A 22,235-nucleotide genomic window follows, 5' to 3' on the forward strand; every position below is an offset into this window, starting at 1 on the left:
GTGTCAAGATGGATGCGTGTGGATGTCCGAGCTGTCCGAACGCAGCGGGGTCGCGGTGGCGACCGTCAAGTACTACTTGCGGGAGGGGCTGCTCCCACCCGGTGAGTCGGTCGGCGCGACGCGTGCCCGCTACGACGCAAACCACGTGGAGCGGCTGCGACTCATCAGGGCGCTGGTCGACGTGGCCGGCCTCAGCCTGGAGCGGGTGCGTCGAGTGCTGGCGGTGGTGGACGACGAGGCCGTGCCGCTCGACGTCGCGATCGGCAGTGCGCACGGCGAGCTCTCCCCGGAGGTCGCGGAGGAGCCGTCGCAGGGCTCGTCCGCGAGGGTGGCGTCGCTGATCCGGCGGCGACGGTGGCAGGTCGATCCGGAGGGTCGGCACGCCCGCGCCCTCGCGGCGGCGCTCGACGCCCTCGAGGCTGCGGGGCAGCCCTTCGACGACGACGCCCTCGCGGCGTACGCACAGGCGGCCCGCTCCGTGGCCGGGGTCGACGTGGCCGGGGTGCGGGGGCTGTCGCGCGACCGGGCCACGAGTCACGCCGTGATCGGGACGGTCCTGGCCGAACCGGTGCTCATCACCCTGCGCCGCATGGCCCAGGAGGACCTGGCCCGTCGGCGTCTCGGCCGGACGCCTACCGTGACGCCATGACGAGCTTCCTGCTGCGCAACGCGCGCATCGTCGACCTCGGGGCGACGGCGGCGCCCGGCCACTGGCCGGACGCCGCCCTCGACCTCGGCGCCCCTCTCGGTGAGCCCGTCGACGTGCGCGTCCACGAGGGCCGCGTGTCCGAGATCGGCCGCGGCCTCGAGCCCGACCCGTGGGTCCGTGAGCACGACGCCGAGGGCCGCTGGCTCATCCCGGGCCTGTGGGACCAGCACGTCCACCTCGGGCAGTGGACGGTGTCGTCCCAGCGGCTCGACCTCGGGCCCGTGCGCTCCGCGGAGGAGGCGACCGCGCTGGTCGCCGAGCGGCTCGCCGAGTGGCCCGACCACCCGGTCGTCGGGTGGGGCCACCGGCTGTCCAAGTGGGACCGCGACCCGACCGTCTCCGAGCTCGACGCGGTGGCGCCCGAGACGCCCGTCGTCCTCATCAGCGGCGACGGCCACCACGCCTGGCTGAACACCACGGCACTGATCGCGCTCGCCCTCCCGGTCCGCGACACCGTGGTCACCGAGGGGGAGTGGTTCGCGGCGTACGGCCGACTGGTGACGCTCGTCGGCAACGACGGCACCTCGCCGGAGGCCTACCAGCGCACGCTCGAGCACGCCGCCTCCATGGGCGTGACCGGCATCGTCGACTTCGAGTTCTCCGGCGGGATGGCCGACTGGGCCGAGCGGTTCCAGGCCGGCGCCGACCTGCTGCGGATCCGGATGGCGACGTACGCCGACGGGCTCGACGAGGTCATCGAGGCCGGGCTGCGGACGGGTGACGTCCTCCCCGGCTGCGACGAGCGGATCACGATGGGACCGCTCAAGGTGATCTCCGACGGCTCGCTCAACACCCGGACCGCCTGGTGCTGCGAGCCGTACGCCGACGGGTCCGGCGTCGGCGCCCCCAACCAGACGACCGAGGAGCTCCACGAGCTGATGCGGCGGGCGACCGCCCACGAGCTCGAGGTCGCGACCCACGCCATCGGCGACCGCGCGGTGCAGGAGGCACTGGACGCCTACGCCGCCACGGGCGCCCGCGGATCCATCGAGCACGCGCAGCTGATCCTGCGCGACGACGTGAAGCGGCTCGCCCACCTCGGGGTGCGCGCCAGCGTCCAGCCCGCGCACCTGCTCGACGACCGCGACGCGACCGAGAAGGTGTGGCCCGACCGCGCCGACCGGAGCTTCGCGCTGCGCTGGATGCTCGACGAGGGCGTCACCCTGGCGATGGGCTCGGACGCGCCGGTCTCGCCGCTGGACCCGTGGCTGGCGATGGCCGCCGCCGTCCACCGCAGCGGCGACGAGCGGGAGGCCTGGCACCCCGAGCAGGCGCTCACCCCGCGGGAGGCGCTGGCCGCGTCCGTCGACGGCCAGGGCACGGTCGGCGTCGGGTCGCGCGGCGACCTGGTGCTCCTCGACGACGACCCGCTCGCGCCGGGCGACCCGGCCGAGCAGGCGGCCCGGCTCCGCGACATGTCGGTGAGCGCCACCTGGGTGGCCGGCCGTCAGGTCTTCGGCGAGACCACCGACTGACCTCTACCGACACCCTCGAAATCGCGCCGACCCACCCGGAAGTCCCGGGCGGGTCGGCGTGGCAGGGGTGCTGTCAGAGGTCCATCGGACGCAGCACGCGGCTGATGCCGTGGGCGATCTGCTTGTTGCCCTTGTTGATGTCGCTGAGCTTGCGGATGACCCGCGGGTTCAGGTCGTTCGGGTCCTGGTCCTTGAGCACGATCTTGTGGCCGCGGACGTCGACCTCGATGGTGCCGCCGCCGGCGGTGGTCAGCACTGCGCCGTCGGCCTGCTCGGCCGTCTTCCGGTTGATCTTCTCGCCGGCGATCACGTGGTAGAGCAGCACGGCCTCGACGGTGTCGGCGCCGAGCGACTTCACGACCTTCCACGTGGGCTTCTCGCGCATCGGGCGGTCGCCGGTCAGGTCGGCCACCAGGCGCCGGAAGGCGCGGTCCGTCGGGATGAAGGCGGTCAGCTTCGTGTCGCCGTCGGCGAGCACGGCGACGGCGCTGCCGGGCTTCTTCTTGAGCACGAACCGGACGGCGCGGTCGACGATGTCGAAGTCGTCCCAGTTGCGGTCGAAGTTGTTGCCGTCGGCGTCGAGCACCTCGGCCAGGCTGGTGGTGCCCGGGGCCGCCTGGGCGGGGGCCACGGTCAGTCCGGCGGTGGCGACCGCGGCGGCGATCCCGGCGGCGGCGAGGCGTGCTGTCTTCTTCATCGTTCTGTCCCTTCGGTGTCTGGCGGGTCGTCAGGGAGTCCTCCCTCTCCCGACAGCCGTTCGGACCCGATCGGGGTTGAGATTTCGATTTCAACGAATTTCTCTTCCGACGTCACTCCTGTCTGGCGCGGTCTGGTCCGCGCTTGACGCCCCCGTCGCTGTGCCCGTCGCTGTGGCCGTCGCCGTCGCCGTCGCCGTCGCCGTGGCCGTGGCCGTGGTCGGCCGCCAGCGCGAGGGTCAGCTCGAGGACCGTGGCCGGGTCCTCGAGGCCGTCCCCGAACAGGTCGCGCAGCTGCCCCATCCGGTAGCGGACGGTCTGCGGGTGCACGAACAGCTCCGCCGCCACCTCGTCGCGACGACCGTGGTGGAGCAGCCACGACCGCAGCGTGTCGGTGAGCTTCTCGGCCGTGGCGGGGCGGAGGTCCGCGAGCGGCGCGAGGGCCCGGGCCCGCAGGTCCGCCAGGGCCTCGGGGTCCGCGGTGAGCACCAGCCTCGGCAGGTGCGTGTCGGTGTCGCCGACGAGGCCGAGCTCGAGCGCGCGCAGCACCCGGTTCACGGACCCCCGGACCTCGCGCCACGGCCTGGCCGGCCCGAGGGCGCCGCCGCGGTCCGCCACGAGCCGGGCCAGCGTGCGGCGTCGGCGGCCGTCCGCGTGCGGCACCAGCAGCAGCACCCGGTCCTCGAGTCCCGGCAGGTCCTCGGCCGCCTGGAGGGTGCCTTCGGGGGCCGCCGCGAGCACGGTCCGCACCTGCGCCTCGGGCACCACGGCCGCCGCGAGGGTGCTGGGCGGCTCCCAGCCGGCCCGGTCGGCGGCGGCCAGCACGGTCTTCTCCGGTGCGCCGGCCAGCAGGTGGTGTGCCAGCCGCTCGAGCAGCCGCTGCCGCACGCGCCCGCTCGTGGCGAGCTCGTCGGTGTGGCCGGCCACGCTGGCGGCGGAGAGCTCGTCGATGTAGGCGAAGACCAGCTCGGCGAAGCTGGCGAGCATGTCGGCGTCCACGCCGTTGCGGACCGCGGTCGCCGACATCTCGCGCCAGGAGACCCGCGCCCCGATGCGGTACGCCGCCAGCAGGGCGTCGACGGAGCGGCCGCTGCGGGCCTCGCCCCGGCCGAGCTGGTAGGCCCCCTCGACCGCCGGGGCGGCGGGGGTGCGGGGGTCCGCGCCGCGGGTACGTGACGCCAGCGAGATGAAGCCGCCGAGCGCGAGCTGCACCGCCGTCCGGATGTTCTCTCCCATCGCGCCGGTGAGCGCCCCCTCGTAGCTCGGGACCTCCTCCGTGATGGCGCCGACGGTCTTCTCCGCCACCTGCGGCAGCCTGGAGCGCATCTCCTCGATGGCCCCGGGGGTGAGGTGGAGGCCGTGCCCGGCGGTACGACGCGGAGGACGGCTGGCGGACGAGCTGGACATCTTGTTCTCTCCGAACAAAAGCGGCGGCGAAGTTCACGCTGTGAGGTCATGACTCTACTCCCGGAAGCGGAGACCATGGAGGGCATGAGCTTCCTCCTGCCTGCCCGGACGGGACCGGCGGCCGGACCCGGCCCCCTCCGCAGGAACCTGCGCCGCCTCGCGGAGGCCGCCGTCAGCCCCCTCGAGCTCGACGACGTGCTCGACCACTTCCACCCGCTGCGCGCCGGCACCGAGCTGCGCGGCCGCGTGGTCGCGGTGCACCCGGAGACCGCCGAGGCCGCCACGATCGTGATCAAGCCGGGCCGCGACTGGGCCGGTCACGTGCCCGGCCAGTACGTCCGCGTCGGCGTCGACGTCGACGGCGTCCGGCTGTGGCGCACCTATTCGCTCACCCACGGCCCCCGTCCAGACGGCTGCCTGAGCATCACCGTCAAGGCGATCCGGGACGGCGTCGTCTCCCACCACCTCGTCCACCGGGTCCGGCCCGGCACCCTGCTCCAGCTCGGCCAGGCCGAGGGGGAGTTCGTGCTGCCCGACCCGATTCCCGCGAAGCTGCTGCTCGTCACGGCCGGCTCGGGCATCACGCCCGTCATCGGCATGCTGCGCAACCTGTTCTCGCGGGCCGAGCCGGTGACGACCGACATCGTGCTGCTCCACTCCGCGCTGTCCCGCGCCGAGGTGATCTTCGGCGACGAGATCCGCGGGTACGCCGAGCGTGGCCTGATCCGGCTCGTCGAGCTCCACACCGACGTCCACGGGATGCTCGATGTCTCCGACCTCGACGGGATCGTGCCGGACGTCGACGAGCGCCTGACCTACGCCTGCGGCCCGGTGGGCCTCCTCGACGCGCTCGAGGAGCACCACGCCGGTCGTGATCTGCCGCTCCACGTCGAGCGGTTCCGCGCCACCGTCGTCGAGGCCGGCGAGGGTGGCACCGTCACCTTCGCCCGCAGCGGCGCGACCGTCGAGGCCGACGGCGCCACCCCGATCCTCGACGCCGGCGAGGCCGCCGGCGTGCTGATGCCGAGCGGCTGCCGGATGGGCATCTGCTTCGGCTGCGTGCTCCCCATGCGACAGGGCGCGGTGCGCGACCTGCGCAACGGCCAGGTCACCACCGCCGTCCCCGGCGACGGCGTCCTCGTCCAGACCTGCGTCAGCGCCGCCGCCGGCGAGTGCGACCTCGACCACTGACGACCACCCCAGACACCAGCCACCAGCAGCGGAGGCCCCCATGACCGTCATCCAGAAGCAGCCCGTCAGCCCGATCGCCCACCTCACCCCCGAGGACATCGAGCAGATCGGCGTCGAGCTCGACGCGATCCGCCAGGACGTGCTCGACTCCCGCGGCGAGGCCGACGCGGCGTACATCCGCCGGGTCATCGACGTGCAGCGCAGGCTCGAGCTCGGCTCGCGCGCGGTGCTGCTGTTCAGCAGCTTCCCGCCGGCCTGGCTCATCGGCACCGCCGGCCTCAGCGTCGCCAAGATCCTCGAGAACATGGAGATCGGCCACAACATCCTCCACGGCCAGTGGGACTGGATGCGTGACCCGAAGATCCACTCCACGACGTGGGAGTGGGACATGGCCAGCCCGGCGGAGCAGTGGAAGCACAGCCACAACCAGCTCCACCACACCTACACGAACGTCATCGGCAAGGACAACGACCTCGGCTACGGCATCATGCGCGTCGACGAGGACCAGCCGTGGCACCCGTTCTTCCTGGCGCAGCCGTTCTGGAACTTCGTCAATGCCTGCTTCTTCGAGTACGGCATCGCCGCCTACGACCTCGAGCTCGGCGCGACCATCAAGAAGAAGCAGACCAAGGACCCCGACTTCCGCCGCCGGGCCAAGCAGGTGCTGCGCAAGATCCGCAAGCAGGCCACGAAGGACTACCTCGTCCACCCCGCGTTGTCGATCCCGACCGGGTCGTTCCTCACCACCCTGGCCGCGAACTTCACCGCCAACGTGGTCCGCAACCTGTGGAGCCACTCGGTGATCATGTGCGGCCACTTCCCCGAGGGCGTCGAGACCTTCGAGAAGCGCTCGATCGAGGGCGAGACCCGCGGCGAGTGGTACGTCCGGCAGATGCTCGGTTCGGCCAACATCTCGGGCTCGAAGGCGATGCACGTGATGACCGGCAACCTCAGCCACCAGATCGAGCACCACCTGTTCCCCGACCTGCCGAGCAACCGGTACTCCGAGATCGCCCCGCGCGTGAAGGCGCTCTTCGAGAAGTACGACCTGAACTACCACGCAGCCCCGCTGCCGAAGCAGGTCGCGAGCGCCTGGCACCGGGTGGTCCGGCTGTCGCTGCCGAACAACTGGCTGGCGACCACGAACCGTCGCAACGCCCCCGAGCAGCTCGCCACCCTCTACAAGATGGCGACCGGCGGCCCGAAGGTGCGTCGCGCCGCGCAGGCCCGCCTCAACCAGCTGGCGAAGCGGAAGGCTGCCTGAGCGGCTTCCTCAGCCGGAAGGTCCCGTAGGAGACCTCGTAGCCCAGCTCGCGGTTCACCCGACGGATGCCGTGGTTGTTCTCCTCGTTGTCGGTCCGGCTGGTCCGCGCCCCGGCCGCGGCGGCGTCGAGGTGGGCCCGCTCCTTGAGCAGCCTCGCCAGGCCGCGCCCGCGGAACCGCGGGTCCACGCCCGTGTAGCCGACGAAGAACAAGCCGTCGACGACGACGCCGGTCACGATGCCGGCCGGCGCCCCGTCGACCCGGGCGAGGACCGCGACCGCGGCGTCCGCGCCCTGGATGGCACTGCGCAGCTGGCCGCAGTCCAGGAGCTGGCCGGCGAGGGCCTCCGGGTTGGTCTGGCTGACCCGCACCATCTCCTCGACCACCGGCTGGTCCGGGAAGCGGAGGTCGGGGCACGCCTCGAGTGCCACGCCGGCCGGTGGTGAGGGCTCCGGCAGGTCGCGCAGCTCGAGTGCCGAGGTGATCGAGAGCTCCTCGACCTCGAAGCCCCAGCCCCGGGCGACCTCCAGCGACCGCGGCTCGGAGTCGACGACGCCCGACCGGAGCATCACCGCGCCGGGCGGCCGCCGCTCGAGGAGTGCCCGGTGCAGGCTGCCCCCGAGGCCCTGCCCCTCGCTGTCGGCACGCACCGTGACCCACAGCGAGGTCCAGCCGGGCGGGTTGTGCGCCCCCGAGGCCATCCAGCCCCAACCACGCACGTGGCCGCCGTCGTCGACGGCGGCCATCGTGACGAGGTCGGGCCAGGACTCCCGCACGTAGAGCTGCCACCCGATGTCCGACTCGGTCATCGTCGGGTTGCGCTCCAGGGCGAGCGCGATCAGCTCCTGGTACCGGTCCTGCCCGACCTCGACGACGTCAGCGGAGTCCATGCGGGCAGACTGCCACCGTCACCGGCGCCAGACGAGCACCTCGTGCCAGTCGTACTTCACGCCCGGCACCAGGTTGTCGGCGTACGTCGCGTAGGCGAGCGACCGGCCGTCGCCGCTGATGGCGACGTCGAAGGTGGCGCTCCACGAGTCGCCCCCGGTGCCGTCGGCCGTCTCGGACGCCCGGACCACCGTGTCGTTGCGCAGGTCGGCGACGAACGCGTCGGGCATGCCCTCGTCGTCACCCCGGACCAGGTCGGTCGCGTCGGAGCCGAAGCCCACGAAGCGTCCGGTGCGGGACAGGGAGGGCAGGTAGGAGTGGTCGTCACCCGCGGTCACGCGGGTGATGGCCCCGCTGCGCAGCGAGACCCGCCAGATGTCGGTCCCGTTGGTGGACGCGCCGGGGAGCTCCTCGGCGCACGAGGAGAAGGCGACGAAGCGGCCGTCGCCGGAGACCACCGGTCGCCCGGCGCTGGGGGTCGGCTGCTGCGGGAAGCACTGCGGCGGGCCCTCCTCGTGGTGCACCCGGACGGTCTTGCCGGCGGCCATGTCGCGGACCCAGATGTTGTCGTTGTAGCCGAAGGCCACGATGCGGCCGTCGTCGGAGATGTCGCCGTTCAGCACCGGGCCCCGGACGTCGCGGTTCGAGCCCGGCAGCAGGGAGGCCTGTCGGGTGGTACCGCGACGGAGGTCGCGCACGTAGACGTCCTCCTTGCGGTCCTGGTCGCGCGGCCCGAACGCCCCGAACGTCTGGAAGGACACGTAGCGACCGTTGCCGGAGATCACGGGGGCGAAGCTGTTGCGCCCGCGCTGGCGCTCGCGCGAGTCCACGGAGACCCGTTCGATGGTGCCGGTCTGCATGTCCTTCACCACGACGTCGAGGTCGTGGCCGTTGCTGTCCGACCGCACGAGGTCCGTGGCCCACGTCGTGAAGGCCACGTAGCGACCGTCGGCGGAGATCGTCGGCTCGTGGCTGTAGTCGTTGCCCGGCCGGCCGCGGCGCTCGCTCACGAGGACGGTGTGGCCGTCGCCGGTGTCGCGGAGGTAGACGTCGAGGATCCCGTTGTCGTCGTGCGGCACCAGTGCGGCCTCCGTGGAGAACACGACGTACCTGCCGTCGTGGGAGGTGACCTGCGCAGTGCCGTTGAGCGCGCTCTCGGCGTCGGGCTGCTCGTCGGTCTCGTTGACCAGGGCCACACGCTCGTTGGTGGCTGCCGGCGCGGTGCCGGGTGCTCCAGCCGCCGGGGTCGTGGTGGCGAGCGTGGCGCCGAGGGCTGCGACACCGAGGAGGGGGCCGCCGACGGCGGCCGCAAGGCGGCGGGTGCCGCGGGGTCGTGCATGCATGGGGGATCGTCCTTCGGGAAGTGGTGGGTGCTGCCGGAGGAAGGACGCGGTCGGTGTCGCGGGGGTTGGAACGCGACGGACTGGTCTGGAGCAGTGGCACGGCGGCCGGGGGGAGCCGCCCCGGCCGCCGTGCTGGGTGCCGCGGGTCAGCTGCCCGCGAGCACCGGCTTGTTGCTGCGGATCACGCCCTGAGGGTCGCGGCGGCGCTTGATGTCGCGCAGCCGGGCCAGCGTCGTGGGCGCATAGCCGCTGGTGGTGTCCTGCGCGTGGCCGACGAAGTTCGGCAGCCGACGGCCGGTCGCGAGGTGCCCGGCCGCGGCGTCGACCGCGGCGATCGAGGCCGGCAGGCCCGCCGCCAGCTCCGGGGTGGCCGGCACGCCGAGCACGAACAGCAGGAACGGCGCCGTCACCGGTTCCACGGCACCCCGACCCTCGGGGGCCTCGGCGAAGCCGCCGCCGAGGCTGCGGATCTGCAGCATGTCGAGCGTGGTGCGCCCGCGGTCGGCGACCGCGTCGACCAGCAGGTCGATGGTGGCGTCGTCCAGGGACCCGATCAGCGACGAGTGCTCGACGACCGGCATCGGCTCGGTGGGCTCCATCGCGACGTCGCCGAGCTGGCTCGGCTGGATCTCGGCCATGGTGTCCATCCAGACCGGGGCCGCCTCGCGCAGCGACCACAGCAGGATCTCCGCCATCTTCTTCGACCCCAGGTAGGTCGAGGCGACGTTGACGACCGTCTTGTCGCGCAGCGGCTCCGGGATGTCCTCCATGTCGGGGAAGTGGATGATGTGGAACCACATCGTCAGCTCCCGCGGCGCAACCAGGGCGAGGTCACGGAAGGCGCGCATCACGGTGGCCGCGTGCTCGACCTCCCACATCAGCTGGCCGCCGTACAGCTCGGGTGCGGGGTAGAGCCGGATCGTCACCCGCACGACGATGCCGAAGTCGCCGCCGCCTCCGCGGACCGCCCAGAACAGCTCGGGGTCGTTCTCGTGGTCGACGCGGACCAGCTCGCCCTCCGGGGTGACGATGTCGACGGCCAGCACGCTGTTGGCGGTGAAGCCGTGCTTGCGGGTGAACCAGCTGACTCCGCCGCCGAGCATCAGGCCGACGACCGTCGGGTCGGGGTTGCTGCCGCACAGGCCCATCAGGCCGGTGCCGTCGAGCTGCTGGCACAGCTCGCCCCACTTGACGCCGGCGCCGACGGTGGCGGTCTCCCGGTCGAGGTCGACCTCGATGCCCTGCAGCGCGCGGGTGCGCAGCAGCAGCGTGCCGTCCAGGGTGGTGCGGGCACCGTGGCCGCCGGGCTGCGCGGTCACCGCGACGCCGTGGTCGCGGGCGAACCGCACGGCGGCGACCACGTCGTCGGCGTCGAGCACGTGGAGGATCGCGGCGGGCTGCTGGTCGATGTTGACCGCCCACGGGACCCGGGACTCCTCCCAGTCCCGGTCGGTGGGCAGGACGAGCCGCCCGGCGACGGCGCGGCGCAGGGGCTCCCAGTCGACGGCGCCGGTGGTGGCGGGGGACAGGGTGGTGGTGGTCATGCTGGTGCTCCTCGTGGCTCCTGGTGTCTGTTGCTGACTGTGGGCACCACGGTGGGGCCGACCGGTTGGGGCCGGCTTGGGGTCGGCTTACCCACCCCCGGACTGACTGCCCCCCGGAAAAGGGGGGACCGCCGGACCCCCTGCCGCCGTATCCTCGATCCGTGCTGGTCAGCGTCCTGGGCGCCACGGAGGTGTGGCGCGACGGGCTCCGGGTCAACCTCGGCACCCGCAAGCGTCGCGCGCTCGTCGCCGCGCTCGCGCTGGCGCACGGCCGGCCGGTCTCCGTGGACGCCCTCATCGACCTGCTGTGGGCGGACGCTCCGCCCGACGGCGTGGCCGGCACGCTGCAGGTCTACGTGTCGGGGCTGCGCCGGGTGCTCGAGCCCGCCCGCGCGCCGCGCGCGCCCGCGGAGCTGCTGGTCACCGTGGCGCCGGGCTACGCGCTGCGGGTGCCCGACGACACCCTCGACGCCGCCTCCTTCGACCGCACCGTGAGCGAGGTCCACCGGGCGCTCGGCCGCGGTGCCGCGCTGTGGGAGCCGCCGCCCCTCCCAGCCGACGCGCTGGCCGGGCTGGTCTCGCGGCTCGACGCGGCGCTGGCGCTCTGGCGTGGCGAGCCGTACGTCGAGCTCGGCGACGCACCCGCCGCCGTGGCCGAGCGTGCCCGGCTCGAGGAGCTGCGCAGCGTCGCCCTCGAGGACCGCGCGTACGCCGCCCTCGCGCTCGGCGACCACGGCACGGTCGCCGCCGAGCTCGAGGCGCTCACCGCGGCGTACCCGCTCCGCGAGCGGTTGTGGGGGCTGCGGGCGCTGGCCCTGGCCCGGGCCGGTCGCCAGGCCGACGCGCTGGAGACGCTGCGCGAGGTTCGCGAGGTCCTCGACACCGAGCTGGGTCTGGAGCCGTCCGTCGAGCTGCGCGACCTGCAGACCGCGCTGCTGCGCCAGGAGCCGTCGGTGCTCCGACCGGTGGCCCCGGCGCTGGCGGGCGGCTCCCCGCCGATGCCCGCGCTCGACCTCCCGGCGCCGCCGGCGCCGCCGCCCCCGGCGGACCGCGCCGCCCCGCTGCTGCCGAGCTGGCCGATGGTCGGCCGCGACGACCAGCTCGCCGCGCTCGTGGCCGCCCTGGACCGGGCAGAGTCGGGGGCGCCCGCGTTCGCCGCGGTCACCGGCGAGCCCGGCATCGGCAAGTCACGGCTCTGCGCCGAGCTGGCCGCGGTGGCCGTGCCCCGCGGCGCCCGGCTGCTCGTCGGCCGATGCTCGCAGGACGACGGGGCGCCGCCGCTGTGGCCCTGGCAGCAGGTGCTGCGCTGCCTCGGCGCCGACCTGGAGGTCGCGGACGGCGAGGACGAGGGCGCCGAGTTCCGGGTGTGGGAGTCGGTCGTCGCGCAGGTGGCCGCGGCGGCGCGCGACGAGACGCTGGTCCTGGTGCTCGACGACCTGCACTGGGCCGACGGGCCGTCGCTGCGCGTGCTGCGGCTGATGGCGGAGACCGTGCAGGCCGGCCGGCTGCTGGTCGTCGGCACCTGGCGTCCGAACCCCGAGCCGTGCGCCTCTCTGGGGGACGCCGCCGAGGCGCTGGCGCGCCGGCACGCCGTACGCCTAGAGCTGGTCGGCCTCGAGCCCCCGGAGGTCGCCACCGTCGTGGAGGCCGTGGCCGAGGTGTCACCCAGCCAGGCGCAGGCCGACCTGCTCGCCCGGCGGACCGACGGCAACCCGTTCTTCCTCGTGGAGTTCGCCCGGCTCGCCCACGACGGGGGCGACCTCGACGGGCTGGTGGCCGGCGCGGACCCGCCGACAGCGGTCTCCGACGTCCTGGACCGGCGGCTCTCGCTGCTCCCCGACGAGACCCGGAGCGTGCTGCGCTGGGCGGCGGTGATCGGTCGCGGGTTCGAGCTGGCGGTGCTGGCCGAGGTCGCCGGGCTCGACGAGGACGCGCTGCTTGACCTGCTCGACCCGGCCCTCGACGCCGGTCTCGTCCGGGAGGACGACATCGGCAGCTACTGGTTCGGCCACGCCCTCGTCCGCGACCAGATCTACGGGGCCTTCTCGCCGACGCGGCGGGCGCGCGCGCACGCCCGGGTCGCCGAGGTCCTCGAGCAGTGCCCCGACCGCGAGAGCGAGACCGCCCGCCACTGGCTGGCCGCCGGCCCCGCCCGCGCCGGCCGGGCCTGGCGGGCCGCCCGGGAGGCGGCCACGGTGGCCCGCCGGCTGCACGCCCACACCGCCGCGTCGGTGCTGCTCGACGAGGCGCTGGAACGGCTCGCGATCGACCCGGAGGCGACGCCCCGGGACCGCTACGACCTGCTGATGGACCTCGGCGAGGCGCACCGCTGGCGCGGCTCGTGGAGCGAGCTGCTCGAGGTGGTGGAGCGCGCCGTCGCGACTGCCGACGAGATCGGTGACGTGCGGCTCCTGGCCCGCGCCGCGTCGGCCATGACGATCGGCGCGCTGTGGCAGTCCGCGTCCCACGGCCAGGTCCACGAGGGCGTCGTCGCCGCGCTCCGCCGGGCGCTGGCCGACCTGCCGCCCGACGACGACCCGCTGCGCTGCCGCGCGATGCTGGCGCTGGCCAACGAGCTCTACTACGGCAGCACGGCCGCGGAGCGCGCCGCGCTGGTCGACGAGGCCGTCGCGATGGCGCGGCGGCTCGGCGACCAGAGCCTGGCGCTCGACGCCTGCCAGGTCGGCTTCATCGCCCAGTGGCGACCCGACAACGCCTCGATGCGGCTCGCGCTCGCGGAGCAGGCCGTGCGGCTGGCGCGTGACATCGGCAACGAGCGGGCGTTCGTGGTGGCCAGCAACCTGCAGACCGTGGCGCTCAGCGAGCTCGGCGAGGTCGACCGGATGTGGGCCGCGGGCGCGGTCGCCCGCGAGGAGTCCGAGCGGCTGCACATCCCCTACGGGCTGATCGTCCAGGACGTGCTCCAGCTGCCCTGGCTGGCCATGGCGGGCCGGTTCCGGGAGTGCGAGGAGCTCCTCGGCAGCATCAGTCGCCTCGTCGGGCAGATGACGCTGCAGGGTGGTGACGACGCGGTCGCGAGCGCGACGTTGTCGATGGCCCTGTGGGACGGGCGTGCCGGTGAGATGGCGCCGATGCTGACCTCCCTGGAGGACGGGCCGATCCCGATCACGTCGATGGTGCTGACCTACCTGCTGCGTGCCGGACAGGTCGACGAGGCGCGGGCGCACGCTGCGGCGCACCAGGTCGACCTGTCCGCCGTCGACTGGTTCTCGATGCTCAACTGGGCGTGCGCCGCGGAGGCGGCACTGGGCCTCGGCGACCCCGACCTGGGCGCCGGGTCGTACGCGCTGCTGGCGCCGTTCGAGGGGCGCGTCGCCTCGGCCGGCTCCGGCAATGCGATGGGCCCCGTCGACGCCTACCTCGCCCAGGCAGCCGCCGCGGTCGGCGACCGCGAGCTGGCCACACGGCACGCCGACACGGCGGCCGCGCTGATGGAGGCGTGGCGGATCCCGGTGGCCGCCGCGTGGTTCCGGGGGCTGCGGGAGCAGCACGGCTTCTAGCGCTCCCGGCGCCGGCGCCGCAGGTGCTACGGCAGGTAGCGGAAGGCGGTCGCCGTACGCCGCTGGTAGCGGCGGCGGGTCAGCAGCCACACCAGCCGGTGGGCCCCGCCGCCGGGCGCCTCGAGGAGGGCGCGGCGTGCGGTCGAGGGGAGCCCGTCGAGGGCCCACGGGACCAGGGCCAGGAGGTCGCAGAACCCGAGCCCGGTGCGGAAGTGCTCGGCCTCGACCCGCTCCCAGTCGGCCTGGGTCAGCACGCGTTGGAGGATCGGGATCGCCCGGGTCTCCTCGTGGTCGAGGTGGTGGCCGAGCCGCTCGCGCGCGGCGACCAGCCGGACCGAGAGGGCCCGGCGGGCGTCCTCGTCGGCGTGCCGTGCCAGCCGGCGGAGCCCAGCCTCGCAGGTCTCGAGGAGCGGGTCGATGTCGGCGTGCTCGTCCGCCATGCACCGCAGCACCTCGCGCTCGCTGTCGGTGGCGCGTTCGTGGAGCAGCGGCCACACGCCTGCGTCCTCGCCCGAGTGGTGGTGGTGCAGAGCGGCGGCGAACAGCTCCCACCGGGCCGCCATCGCCCTCCACGGCTCGCGGTCGGCCACCGGAGTGGCTGCGGCGGCGGCGGCGAAGCACGCGAGGTCGCGCCGGAAGGCGTGGTGCATCACGTACATCACCGTCAGGTCGACGGGGCCGTCGGCTGCCGCGGCCTGACCGGGGAGCCGCAGCTGTACGGGCTGCGCGGGACGGGTGCGCTGGGTGCTCATGGGGTGCCTCCGTGTCGGTCCGGTCGGTGGCTGCCGCTCGGTGACGCGAGCGTGGCGCGCGTCACTTGCTCCCCACTTGCCTTCCACTTGCCCTGCGCGCGTCGCGGGCGCCGGTGTCGCCGGGGCTTCCTAGGCTTTCCGTCGTGTTCTCCCGCGCGGCTGCCCTCCTCGCCGCGCTGCTCGTGGTGGTGTGGCTCGGTCCCGCGGCACTGCTGCTCGGCGGGCTGCTCGCGGTGCCGCGGGTGCGCGACTGGCTGCGGCCGGCCGACGCCCGGCGTACGGCGGCGGCGGTCGCGGTCGGCTCGCTCGTGGCCACCGCGCTCGTGATCGTCGCGCCGGACGGCTGGCTGCCGGTGCCGCAGGGCCCCGGTCGGCTGGTGACCCCGGCGTACGTCGGCCGGCCCGCGATCGTGCGGCCGGTCGCCGACGGCGTGCTGCCGCCCCACCCGCACCTGGCCGAGGCAGCCTCAGGCCACCCGGGGCCGATCGGCGACCAGCCGTCGGTGGACACCGGCTGGTACGGCCGGGAGCGCTGCCGCGGCCTCGCGGTCGACGCGCGCGGCCGGCTGGTCGGCTGGTGCGGGGAGCCCGACGCGCCCGTCCTGCGGGTGGTCGATCCCGAGTCGCTCAACCCGCTCGCGAGTCGCGAGCTCGGTCCGGGCGTCGCCGGTCTGACCGAGGAGCGGGCGGCGCTGTGCGACGCGTCGTTCCTCCTCGACGAGCGCGACCGCGCCGTCGTGGGCACCGGCCGGTCGCTCGTCGTCGTCGACACCGCCGACGGGGACGGCGAGCCAGACCTCACGGTGGCCGCCACCCACGACCTCTCCTCCGTGCTGGAGGCCGGCGACTGCGTCGCCGGGGTCGTCCCCGACTGGAGCGGACGCCTGTGGTTCGCGAGCGTCGCCGGCGTCGTGGGGCTCGTCGAGCCCGCGAGCGGCCGGGTCCGGGTCACCGACCTGGGGGAGGCGATCGCCAACGGCCTGGTCGCCGACGAGCAGGGCGGGGTGTACGCCGTCACCGAGGGTGCCGCCTACAAGCTGCTGCCTGACGCCTCCGGGGACCCGGTCGTCCTGTGGCGCACCCAGTACGACGCCGGCAGCGAGCAGAAGCCCGGCCAGCTCGCGCGCGGCAGCGGCACCACCCCGGCGGTGCTGCCCAACGGCACGGTCGCGCTCGTCGACAACGCCGAGCCGCAGCCGCACGTGGTCTTCCTCTCCCGCACCTCCGGCGAGCCCGTGTGCAGCGCGGCGGTCTTCGACGAGGACGGCGGCGCCGTCGAGGGGTCGTTGGCCGTCGTCGCCGACGACGCCGTGGTCGTCGCCAACCACCACGGCTCCGCGGGCTGGGCGGGCTCGGGGCTCGGGTTCACCCCGCAGGCGGGGCTGGCGCGCGTCGAGGTCGACGTCTCCGCCGGCGAGTGCCGGGTCCGGTGGACCAACGAGGACGTCGTCGCCCCCGGCACCATCCCTGCGGTGTCGCTTCCCAAGGGGCTCGTCTACATAGCCACCAAGCGCCCCAGCGCCTGGGGCGTCTCCGCCTGGTACCTCACCACCGTCGACGTCCACACCGGCCGCCACGTCTTCAGCGTCCGGACCGGCACCGGCCCGGCGATGGACCACCGCCGCAGCGGGGTCACCCTCGCGCCCTCCGGCGCGGCGTACGTCGCGGCCGCGACGGGGCTCGTGCGGGTGGCCGACAAGGTGCGCGCCTGAGCCGTCACCCGAAGGTGAGGCCGTACTTCTCGACCAGTGCGGTGGTGGCGTCCGGGTCCGCCTCGCAGCCGTACGTCGCGACCAGCGGACCGAGGTCGACCTCCTCGGTGGCGCTGCCGATGATCCGGAACGCCTCCTCGAGCCCGCCGGGGGAGATGAGCTCGAGCACCCGGGCCGGCTCGTCGGCAGCGTTGAAGAAAGTGTGCCACTCGCCGCGCGGCTTGAAGACCAGGTCACCCACGTCGGCGACGTACTCGCGCCCCTCGGCCACGAACCACACACGTCCCTCGAGGATGAGGCTGAACTCGTCCTCCCGGGTGTGCCTGTGCATGGGTGCAGCGATCGAGTGAGGCGCGAGCAGGTGCTCGACGACCGCGAGGTGGCCGCCCCACTCGGCCGAGTCCACGAGGAACCGGTCCCGCACGCCCGCGGGAGGGCCGAGCACGACGCCGTCGGTCGGCCCCAGGACCCGCTGCCTCATGGCGCGGCCGTCTCCGCCGCCACCGACGCTCCCGCGACCCGCTCGTAGACCTCGACGCTGGCGATGCGGAACGGCACCTCCGGGTCGTGGTACGACCGCGGGGCCCCCGCGGCCCGCTCCGCCGCCTCGGCGCTGGCGAACTCCACGAACCCGAGTCCCCAGCGGCCGTCGTCGGTGACGTGCCAGGACCCGGACACGAACCCGTCCTGCTCCCTCGCCCAGACCACCACGTCCTCGCGGAGGTGGCGGATCACCTCGGCCCTGGACTCGGGCCGGCAGTCCATGCGGACGACCATCGTGCTCATCGGTCTCTCCTCTCGTCGGTCCCGCCACGCTAGGTCGGCCGCCGGCCGCCCTCCCATCCCAGATTTCCGTAGTTCCGCCGGCGCGGCCGCGGCCGTAGCCTGCGAACGTGGACACCGACCGCAGGCGCCGCGGGCTGGACAAGGTGGCGCGCCTCTCGTCCCGCGCGGGCGACCTCACCACGCTGTGGTCGGGGGTGACCGAGGTGCTCGCCGACACCGTGCCCTTCTACTGGACCCCCTGCTACTACACGCTCGATCCCGCCTCGCTGTTGATCACCAGCCACTTCCACGAGGGGCTGGCGGAGTTCCCCGCCGAGTGGCTGCAGCACGAGTACGACGGCCGGGACGTCCACTCGCTGGCCGAGGTGGTGGCCTCGCCGACCGGCGTCTCGACGCTGCACGGCGTGACCGGCGGCGACCCCTCGCACACGCGCCGTTGGCAGCAGAACATGGAGCTCGGCGGCGACCAGGAGATGATCGCGAGGCTGCAGACCCGCAGCGGCGAGACCTGGGGCGCTGTCGGGCTCTACCGCGAGCCCGACCGGCCGCTGTTCGACGAGCAGGACCAGGCGTTCCTCGGCAGCCTCTCGGCCACGCTCGCGGAGGGGGTACGCCGATCCCTGCTGCTCGGGGAGGCCAGCGACCCGCAGTGGCCCGATGCTCCCGGCCTGCTCATCCTCGGGCCCGACCTCACGGTCGAGAGCAGCTCGCCAGGAGCGGAGCGGTGGCTGGAGGAGCTCGAGGGGACCGGCCCGGGGCACCTCCCGCCGGTGGTCCGCTCGGTGGCCACGGCCGCCGCGGAGGCGGCAGGCGCCAGCCTGGCTCGCGCGATGTCCCGGCGCGGCGCCTGGGTCGTGCTGCACGGCGCCCCGCTGCGCGGCGAGGACCCGCACCGCGTCGCGGTGATCCTGGAGTCCGCGAACCCGGACCGGCTCCTCCCGCTGCTCATGTCGGTCTACGGCCTCACCGAGCGCGAGCGTCAGGTGGTGGGGCTGGTGCTGCGCGGACTCGCCACCGGCCAGATCGCGAGCCGGCTGTTCGTCTCGACCAACACGGTGCAGCAGCACCTCACGAGCATCTTCGAGAAGGTCGGGGTCCGCAGTCGTGGCGAGCTCACGGCCAGGCTCTTCTTCACCCACTACGAGCCGAGGGTCCGCGACAACGAGCAGCGCACCTCCACTGCCCGGCCCGTGCGCGGTGGTCCCTGGCGATGAGCCGGTCGAGGCGTGCGGCGGTGGCCGGGTTGCTGCTGGGGGCGGCCGGACTGCTCGCGGGGTGCGGGGGTGGCGACGAGCCGGCGGCGCCGGCGGTCGACGTACCGACGAGGGGAGCGCCGGACGCCGAGCCCACCCCGGGCTGCGATGCGGACTGCCGCGCGGAGCGACGCGCCGACCGCGAGGCCAGGCGCCTTGCGAAGGAGCAGGAGCAGTGCGCCCCGCTCCTGTCCCAGGTGGACCTCGACTTCAGGATCACCGCCACCCCGGTCGCCGGTGGGAGCGAGATCGGGCTGCACCTGACGGTGGACAACCGCTCTGCGGTCCGGCTGTCCGGTGACCACGGCGGACTCCTCAGGGTCGCGTCGGGGCAGCCCACCAGGTAGGCGCTCACGTCCGGACGAGCGCGCTCGCGTCCAGGTCGCGGTGGTGCCCGACACCCGCGATGGTGAGGGTGATCTCGAGCTCGGCGAGGAGCGTTCGGAGCATGTGCCGGACGCCGTCCTCGCCTCCGAGGGCCAGGCCGTGGACGTACGGGCGGCCGATGACGACGGCCTCGGCCCCCAGAGCCAGCGCCCGGAAGACGTCGGTCCCCGTGCGGACGCCCGAGCCGAACAGCACGGCGAGCTTGCCGCCGACCGCGTCCGCGATCCGAGGCAGGACGTCGATGGTGCCGTCGACGCCGGGGCCACGACGCCCGCGCTCGTTGGAGACGACGATGCCGTCGAGGCCGCGGCGGACCGCCGTTCGGGCGTCCCGCACGCTCTGGATGCCGCTGAGGACGATCGGCCCGTCCCACACGCTGCGGAACGCGGCGAGCGCCGTCCAGCCCTGCCTGGGTTGGGGCGGCGAGAGCAGGAGGTGGGTGTAGCCCTCGGCCCGCGCACGGGCCAGCAGCACCAGGTCGGGGCCGTCCCTGTCCGGCCAGTCGAGGCCGAACCACCGCGAGCCTTCGGGCGCGGCCGCGGCGACCTCCTCGAGCGACCTGCTGCCACGCGAGGAGTGGACGTAGGTGAGCTCCAGTCCCGCTGCCGCGCGGGCGGTGGCGACCTCGCCGGCGGCGTCGGCCATCGCCTGGCGTCCGACCGGGCCCAGGATGACCGGCGCCGGCATCTCGACGCCGAGCACCGTCGTGCCGAGGTCGCGCTCGGAGCGGTCGACGAACATTCGCGGGAGGATCCGCCAGTCCGACAGCGCCCGCGCGTTCGCCCGTACGGCGGCGGGGCCGCCCGCCCAGGCGAGCAGGTGGTGTCGCGCGGCGTCGGACAGCACGTCGTCCGCAGCGGCCTCGAGGTCGGACAGGTTCGTGGTGAAGATCGGCCTGGTGCCCGCGCTCATCCCGGCGATGTAGATCTCGGACTGGTAGGTGCCGAACGGCGCGCCCGGGCCGACGGGGGCGGGGGAGTCCGGCGAGTCGGGCGAGTCCGCCGGATCCGTGGCGCCACGGGGCACCCGGGTCCCGGCAAGTGCGGGAGGGGCGAGGAGGCTCGCACCGGCAGTCGCAACGGCAGTCGCGGCGGCGATCTCGAGGAACTGGCGGCGAGTGTGCTCGGACATGTCTGGGCTCCGTCTCAGCGCGCGCGGGTCAGGAAGGAAGGGGAGAGCGTGCGGTGGGTGCGGTGACCCGCCCTCCGGACCTCCTCCTCGAGCTCGTCGACGAGGGTCCGCATGACGTCCCGGGCGCCCCTTTGCCCGTCCAGAGCGAGGCCGTAGAGGTAGGGACGGCCGATGAGCACCGCGTCGGCGCCGAGCGCCAACGCCTTGAAGGCATCGCGGCCCGTGCGGATCCCGGAGTCGAAGAGCACGGGCATCGTGCCGCCGACCGCCTCGGCGATCGGCCCGAGCGCGTCGAGCGACGCGACCGCCCCGTCGACCTGACGTCCGCCGTGGTTCGAGACGACGATGCCGTCGATGCCGTGCTCGACGGCGATTCTGGCGTCGCGCGGGCTCTGGATCCCCTTGAGCAGGATCGGGCCGTCCCAGTTCGCACGGATCAGCGGCAGCTGGTCCCAGCTCAGACCCGGGTTCTGGAAGACGCGTGCGAAGGCAATGCCTGCCGCCAACGGGGCGGCCTCGGCCGGCACCGGCATGTGCTTGCGCTGGAAGACGGGGTCGCTGGTGTAGTTCGCGATGCCCTTGTTCTCGAGGAACGGCGAGTACGCGATGTCCAGGTCCAGGGGCCGCCAGCCGAGCAGCGTCGTGTCGAGCGTGATGACCAGATGGGTGTAGCCGGCCGCCGCGGCGCGGTTCAGGAACGACGCCACCAGCTCGTCATCCGTGGGCCAGTAGAGCTGGAACCAGCGAGCGCCGTCGCCGTTGGCCTCCGCCACCTCCTCCATCCTGTAGGCGCCCTGGGTCGAGTGCACGTAGGTCAGCCCGAGCTCGGCCGCCGCGCGGGCGGTGGCGAGGTCGCCTTCCGGGTGCGCGAGCGTCTGTACGCCGACCGGGGCGAAGAGGACCGGCGCGGGCATGTGCGTCCCCAGGATCGTGGTGGAGAGGTCAGCCGTCGCCGGCTTGCGGCCCCTGCGCCGTCTCACCTTCCAGCGCCCGAACGCCGCCGCGTTGGCGCGGGTGGTGTCCCGGTCCCCGGCGCCGGCGCGAATGTAGCCGAGGGCCTCTGGGCTCAGGTTCTCGGCGGCCTGCACCTCCAGCTGCGAGAGGTCGCGCTTGTTGGCCAGCTCCTTGGTCGTCACGTCGGGCGAACGAGCCGGCCCGCCGTCTGGCTACGGCGTGGGTCGATCTCCACAGGTTCCACTGGACCCCTTGCGGGTGTCGGCGGCGCCACGTAGAATCGAACACATGTTCGACGGGGGAAGTGCTCACGGCAGCCGGGCCGGCCAGACCGCCACCGCCGTCGCGCTGCCCGCCGAGCAGATCTCCGGGTGGACCGGCCAGCTCGCGGAGGTGCCCCGTGACCGGATCAGCGACGCCGAACGGGTCGACCTGATCACCGAGCTCGAGCGGCTCAAGGCCGCCGCCGCAGCCGCCCAGGCCAAGCTCACTGCCGACCTCGACGCCTCCCAGCGCGCCGCGCAGGAAGCGGCCGGACTGCCGGCCCGCCGGGTCGGTGTGGGCATCGCCGCCCAGGTCGGACTGGCGCGCCGGGAGTCACCCAACCGAGGCGCGCAGCACCTCGGCCTGGCCAAGGTGCTGGTGCACGAGATGCCCTGCACCCTCGCCCGGCTCACCGCCGGCGATGTCTCGGAGTGGCGGGCGACCCTGCTCGCCCGGGAGACTGCCTGCCTCACCCGCGAGCACCGCGCCTACGTCGACCAACAGTTGTGTGCCGACACGGCCACCTTGAGCGGCCTCGGCGACCGCGCTGTGGTCGCCGCCGCGCAGAAGCTCGCGATCAAGCTCGACCAGGAGGCCGTGGTCCGCCGCCGCGCCAAGGCCCACGACGAGCGCCGCGTCTCGCTGCGCCCGGCGCCGGACACGATGACCTGGCTGACCGCGCTGCTGCCGGTCGAGCAGGGCGTCGCCGCCTTCGCCGCTCTCACCCGCGCCGCCGACGGAGCCCGTGCGTCCGGTGACGAGCGGGGGCGCGGGCAGGTCATGGCCGACACCCTCGTCGAACGTGTCACCGGCCAGACCCTCGCGGACGAGGTCCCGGTCGGGGTCAACCTCGTCATCACCGACACCGCGCTGTTCGACGGCGACCCGACCCCGGCCCACGTCGACGGCTACGGCCCGGTGCCCGCCGCGTGGGCCCGCGACCTCATCGCCCACGCCCTC

At 74.0% G+C, this 22,235-nt stretch carries 19 protein-coding genes; 9 read left to right on the forward strand and 10 right to left on the reverse strand.

The annotated features are described in order from the left end of the window. The first annotated feature begins 22 nt into the window (after positions 1–22). Positions 23–649 (forward strand): MerR family transcriptional regulator, encoded by a 627-nt coding sequence (locus ACFP2E_RS11685; protein WP_378522848.1) that lies wholly within the window; start codon positions 23–25, stop codon positions 647–649. Then, entirely contained in the window at positions 646–2,184 is a 1,539-nt protein-coding gene (locus ACFP2E_RS11690) for an amidohydrolase (protein ID WP_378522847.1), read from the forward strand. Before ACFP2E_RS11685 ends, ACFP2E_RS11690 begins: the two co-directional genes overlap by 4 nt. 73 nt (positions 2,185–2,257) lie before the next feature. Here the strand turns inward: ACFP2E_RS11690 and ACFP2E_RS11695 are convergent, their stop codons facing one another. Then, positions 2,258–2,881: a fasciclin domain-containing protein gene (locus tag ACFP2E_RS11695; protein ID WP_378522846.1), complete on the reverse strand. Its 624-nt coding sequence runs from the start codon at positions 2,879–2,881 to the stop codon at positions 2,258–2,260. Positions 2,882–2,993: 112 nt separating this feature from the next. After that, positions 2,994–4,286 (reverse strand): PucR family transcriptional regulator, encoded by a 1,293-nt coding sequence (locus tag ACFP2E_RS11700; RefSeq protein WP_378522845.1) that lies wholly within the window; start codon positions 4,284–4,286, stop codon positions 2,994–2,996. A gap of 84 nt (positions 4,287–4,370) precedes the next feature. On the opposite strand from ACFP2E_RS11700, the gene ACFP2E_RS11705 reads away from it, so the two are divergent. Both ACFP2E_RS11705 and ACFP2E_RS11710 read left to right on the forward strand, forming a co-directional pair. Next, positions 4,371–5,477 (forward strand): ferredoxin reductase, encoded by a 1,107-nt coding sequence (locus ACFP2E_RS11705; protein WP_378522844.1) that lies wholly within the window; start codon positions 4,371–4,373, stop codon positions 5,475–5,477. Positions 5,478–5,517: 40 nt separating this feature from the next. Continuing rightward, complete coding sequence (locus ACFP2E_RS11710; protein ID WP_378522843.1) at positions 5,518–6,741, forward strand: fatty acid desaturase family protein; 1,224 nt, start codon at positions 5,518–5,520, stop codon at positions 6,739–6,741. Here ACFP2E_RS11710 and ACFP2E_RS11715 read toward each other — a convergent pair. From ACFP2E_RS11715 to ACFP2E_RS11725, 3 genes are all read right to left on the reverse strand, one after another. Beyond that, complete coding sequence (locus ACFP2E_RS11715) at positions 6,710–7,630, reverse strand: GNAT family N-acetyltransferase (RefSeq protein ID WP_378522842.1); 921 nt, start codon at positions 7,628–7,630, stop codon at positions 6,710–6,712. The genes ACFP2E_RS11710 and ACFP2E_RS11715 overlap by 32 nt on opposite strands. An 18-nt stretch (positions 7,631–7,648) precedes the next feature. After that, positions 7,649–8,971: a TolB family protein gene (locus tag ACFP2E_RS11720; RefSeq protein ID WP_378522841.1), complete on the reverse strand. Its 1,323-nt coding sequence runs from the start codon at positions 8,969–8,971 to the stop codon at positions 7,649–7,651. A 146-nt stretch (positions 8,972–9,117) separates the two neighbouring features. Continuing rightward, complete coding sequence (locus ACFP2E_RS11725) at positions 9,118–10,515, reverse strand: FAD-binding oxidoreductase (RefSeq protein WP_378522840.1); 1,398 nt, start codon at positions 10,513–10,515, stop codon at positions 9,118–9,120. 161 nt (positions 10,516–10,676) lie between these two features. Between ACFP2E_RS11725 and ACFP2E_RS11730 the strand changes: the two genes are divergently transcribed. Beyond that, entirely contained in the window at positions 10,677–14,036 is a 3,360-nt protein-coding gene (locus ACFP2E_RS11730; protein ID WP_378522839.1) for a BTAD domain-containing putative transcriptional regulator, read from the forward strand. A 26-nt stretch (positions 14,037–14,062) separates the two neighbouring features. Here ACFP2E_RS11730 and ACFP2E_RS11735 read toward each other — a convergent pair whose 3' ends face one another. Continuing rightward, the gene (locus ACFP2E_RS11735; protein ID WP_378522838.1) at positions 14,063–14,788 is read right to left on the reverse strand and encodes a hemerythrin domain-containing protein; all 726 of its coding nucleotides are present in this window, start codon (positions 14,786–14,788) and stop codon (positions 14,063–14,065) included. A gap of 143 nt (positions 14,789–14,931) precedes the next feature. Here ACFP2E_RS11735 and ACFP2E_RS11740 point away from each other — a divergent pair, with 143 nt between their 5' ends. Then, entirely contained in the window at positions 14,932–16,500 is a 1,569-nt protein-coding gene (locus ACFP2E_RS11740) for a hypothetical protein (RefSeq protein WP_378522837.1), read from the forward strand. Between the two features lie 4 nt (positions 16,501–16,504). On the opposite strand, the gene ACFP2E_RS11745 is transcribed toward ACFP2E_RS11740, so the two are convergent. Further along, a complete protein-coding gene (locus ACFP2E_RS11745; protein ID WP_378522836.1) occupies positions 16,505–16,981 on the reverse strand; it encodes a cupin domain-containing protein in 477 nt (158 codons plus the stop codon). Beyond that, positions 16,978–17,286, reverse strand: a complete 309-nt coding sequence (locus tag ACFP2E_RS11750) for a hypothetical protein (protein WP_378522835.1) — start codon at positions 17,284–17,286, stop codon at positions 16,978–16,980. The genes ACFP2E_RS11745 and ACFP2E_RS11750 overlap by 4 nt, the downstream gene beginning before the upstream one ends. Positions 17,287–17,393: 107 nt before the next feature. Between ACFP2E_RS11750 and ACFP2E_RS11755 the strand changes: the two genes are divergently transcribed. Both ACFP2E_RS11755 and ACFP2E_RS11760 read left to right on the forward strand, forming a co-directional pair. Then, complete coding sequence (locus ACFP2E_RS11755; RefSeq protein ID WP_378522834.1) at positions 17,394–18,500, forward strand: LuxR C-terminal-related transcriptional regulator; 1,107 nt, start codon at positions 17,394–17,396, stop codon at positions 18,498–18,500. 20 nt (positions 18,501–18,520) lie between these two features. Next, a complete protein-coding gene (locus ACFP2E_RS11760; protein ID WP_378522833.1) occupies positions 18,521–18,886 on the forward strand; it encodes a hypothetical protein in 366 nt (121 codons plus the stop codon). Between the two features lie 4 nt (positions 18,887–18,890). Here the strand turns inward: ACFP2E_RS11760 and ACFP2E_RS11765 are convergent, their stop codons facing one another. Both ACFP2E_RS11765 and ACFP2E_RS11770 read right to left on the reverse strand, forming a co-directional pair. Then, positions 18,891–20,057 (reverse strand): alpha-hydroxy-acid oxidizing protein, encoded by a 1,167-nt coding sequence (locus ACFP2E_RS11765; protein WP_378522832.1) that lies wholly within the window; start codon positions 20,055–20,057, stop codon positions 18,891–18,893. A 14-nt stretch (positions 20,058–20,071) separates the two neighbouring features. Further along, on the reverse strand, positions 20,072–21,193 hold the full coding sequence (locus ACFP2E_RS11770; RefSeq protein WP_378522831.1) for an alpha-hydroxy-acid oxidizing protein: 1,122 nt from the start codon (positions 21,191–21,193) through the stop codon (positions 20,072–20,074). Between the two features lie 106 nt (positions 21,194–21,299). Here ACFP2E_RS11770 and ACFP2E_RS11775 point away from each other — a divergent pair. After that, a partial coding sequence (locus tag ACFP2E_RS11775) for a hypothetical protein (RefSeq protein WP_378539338.1) occupies positions 21,300–22,235 on the forward strand: 936 nt, incomplete at its 3' end.

Origin of the sequence: Nocardioides sp. GCM10027114, from assembly GCF_042659625.1 — a bacterium.
Classification (GTDB): Bacteria; Actinomycetota; Actinomycetes; order Propionibacteriales; family Nocardioidaceae; genus Nocardioides.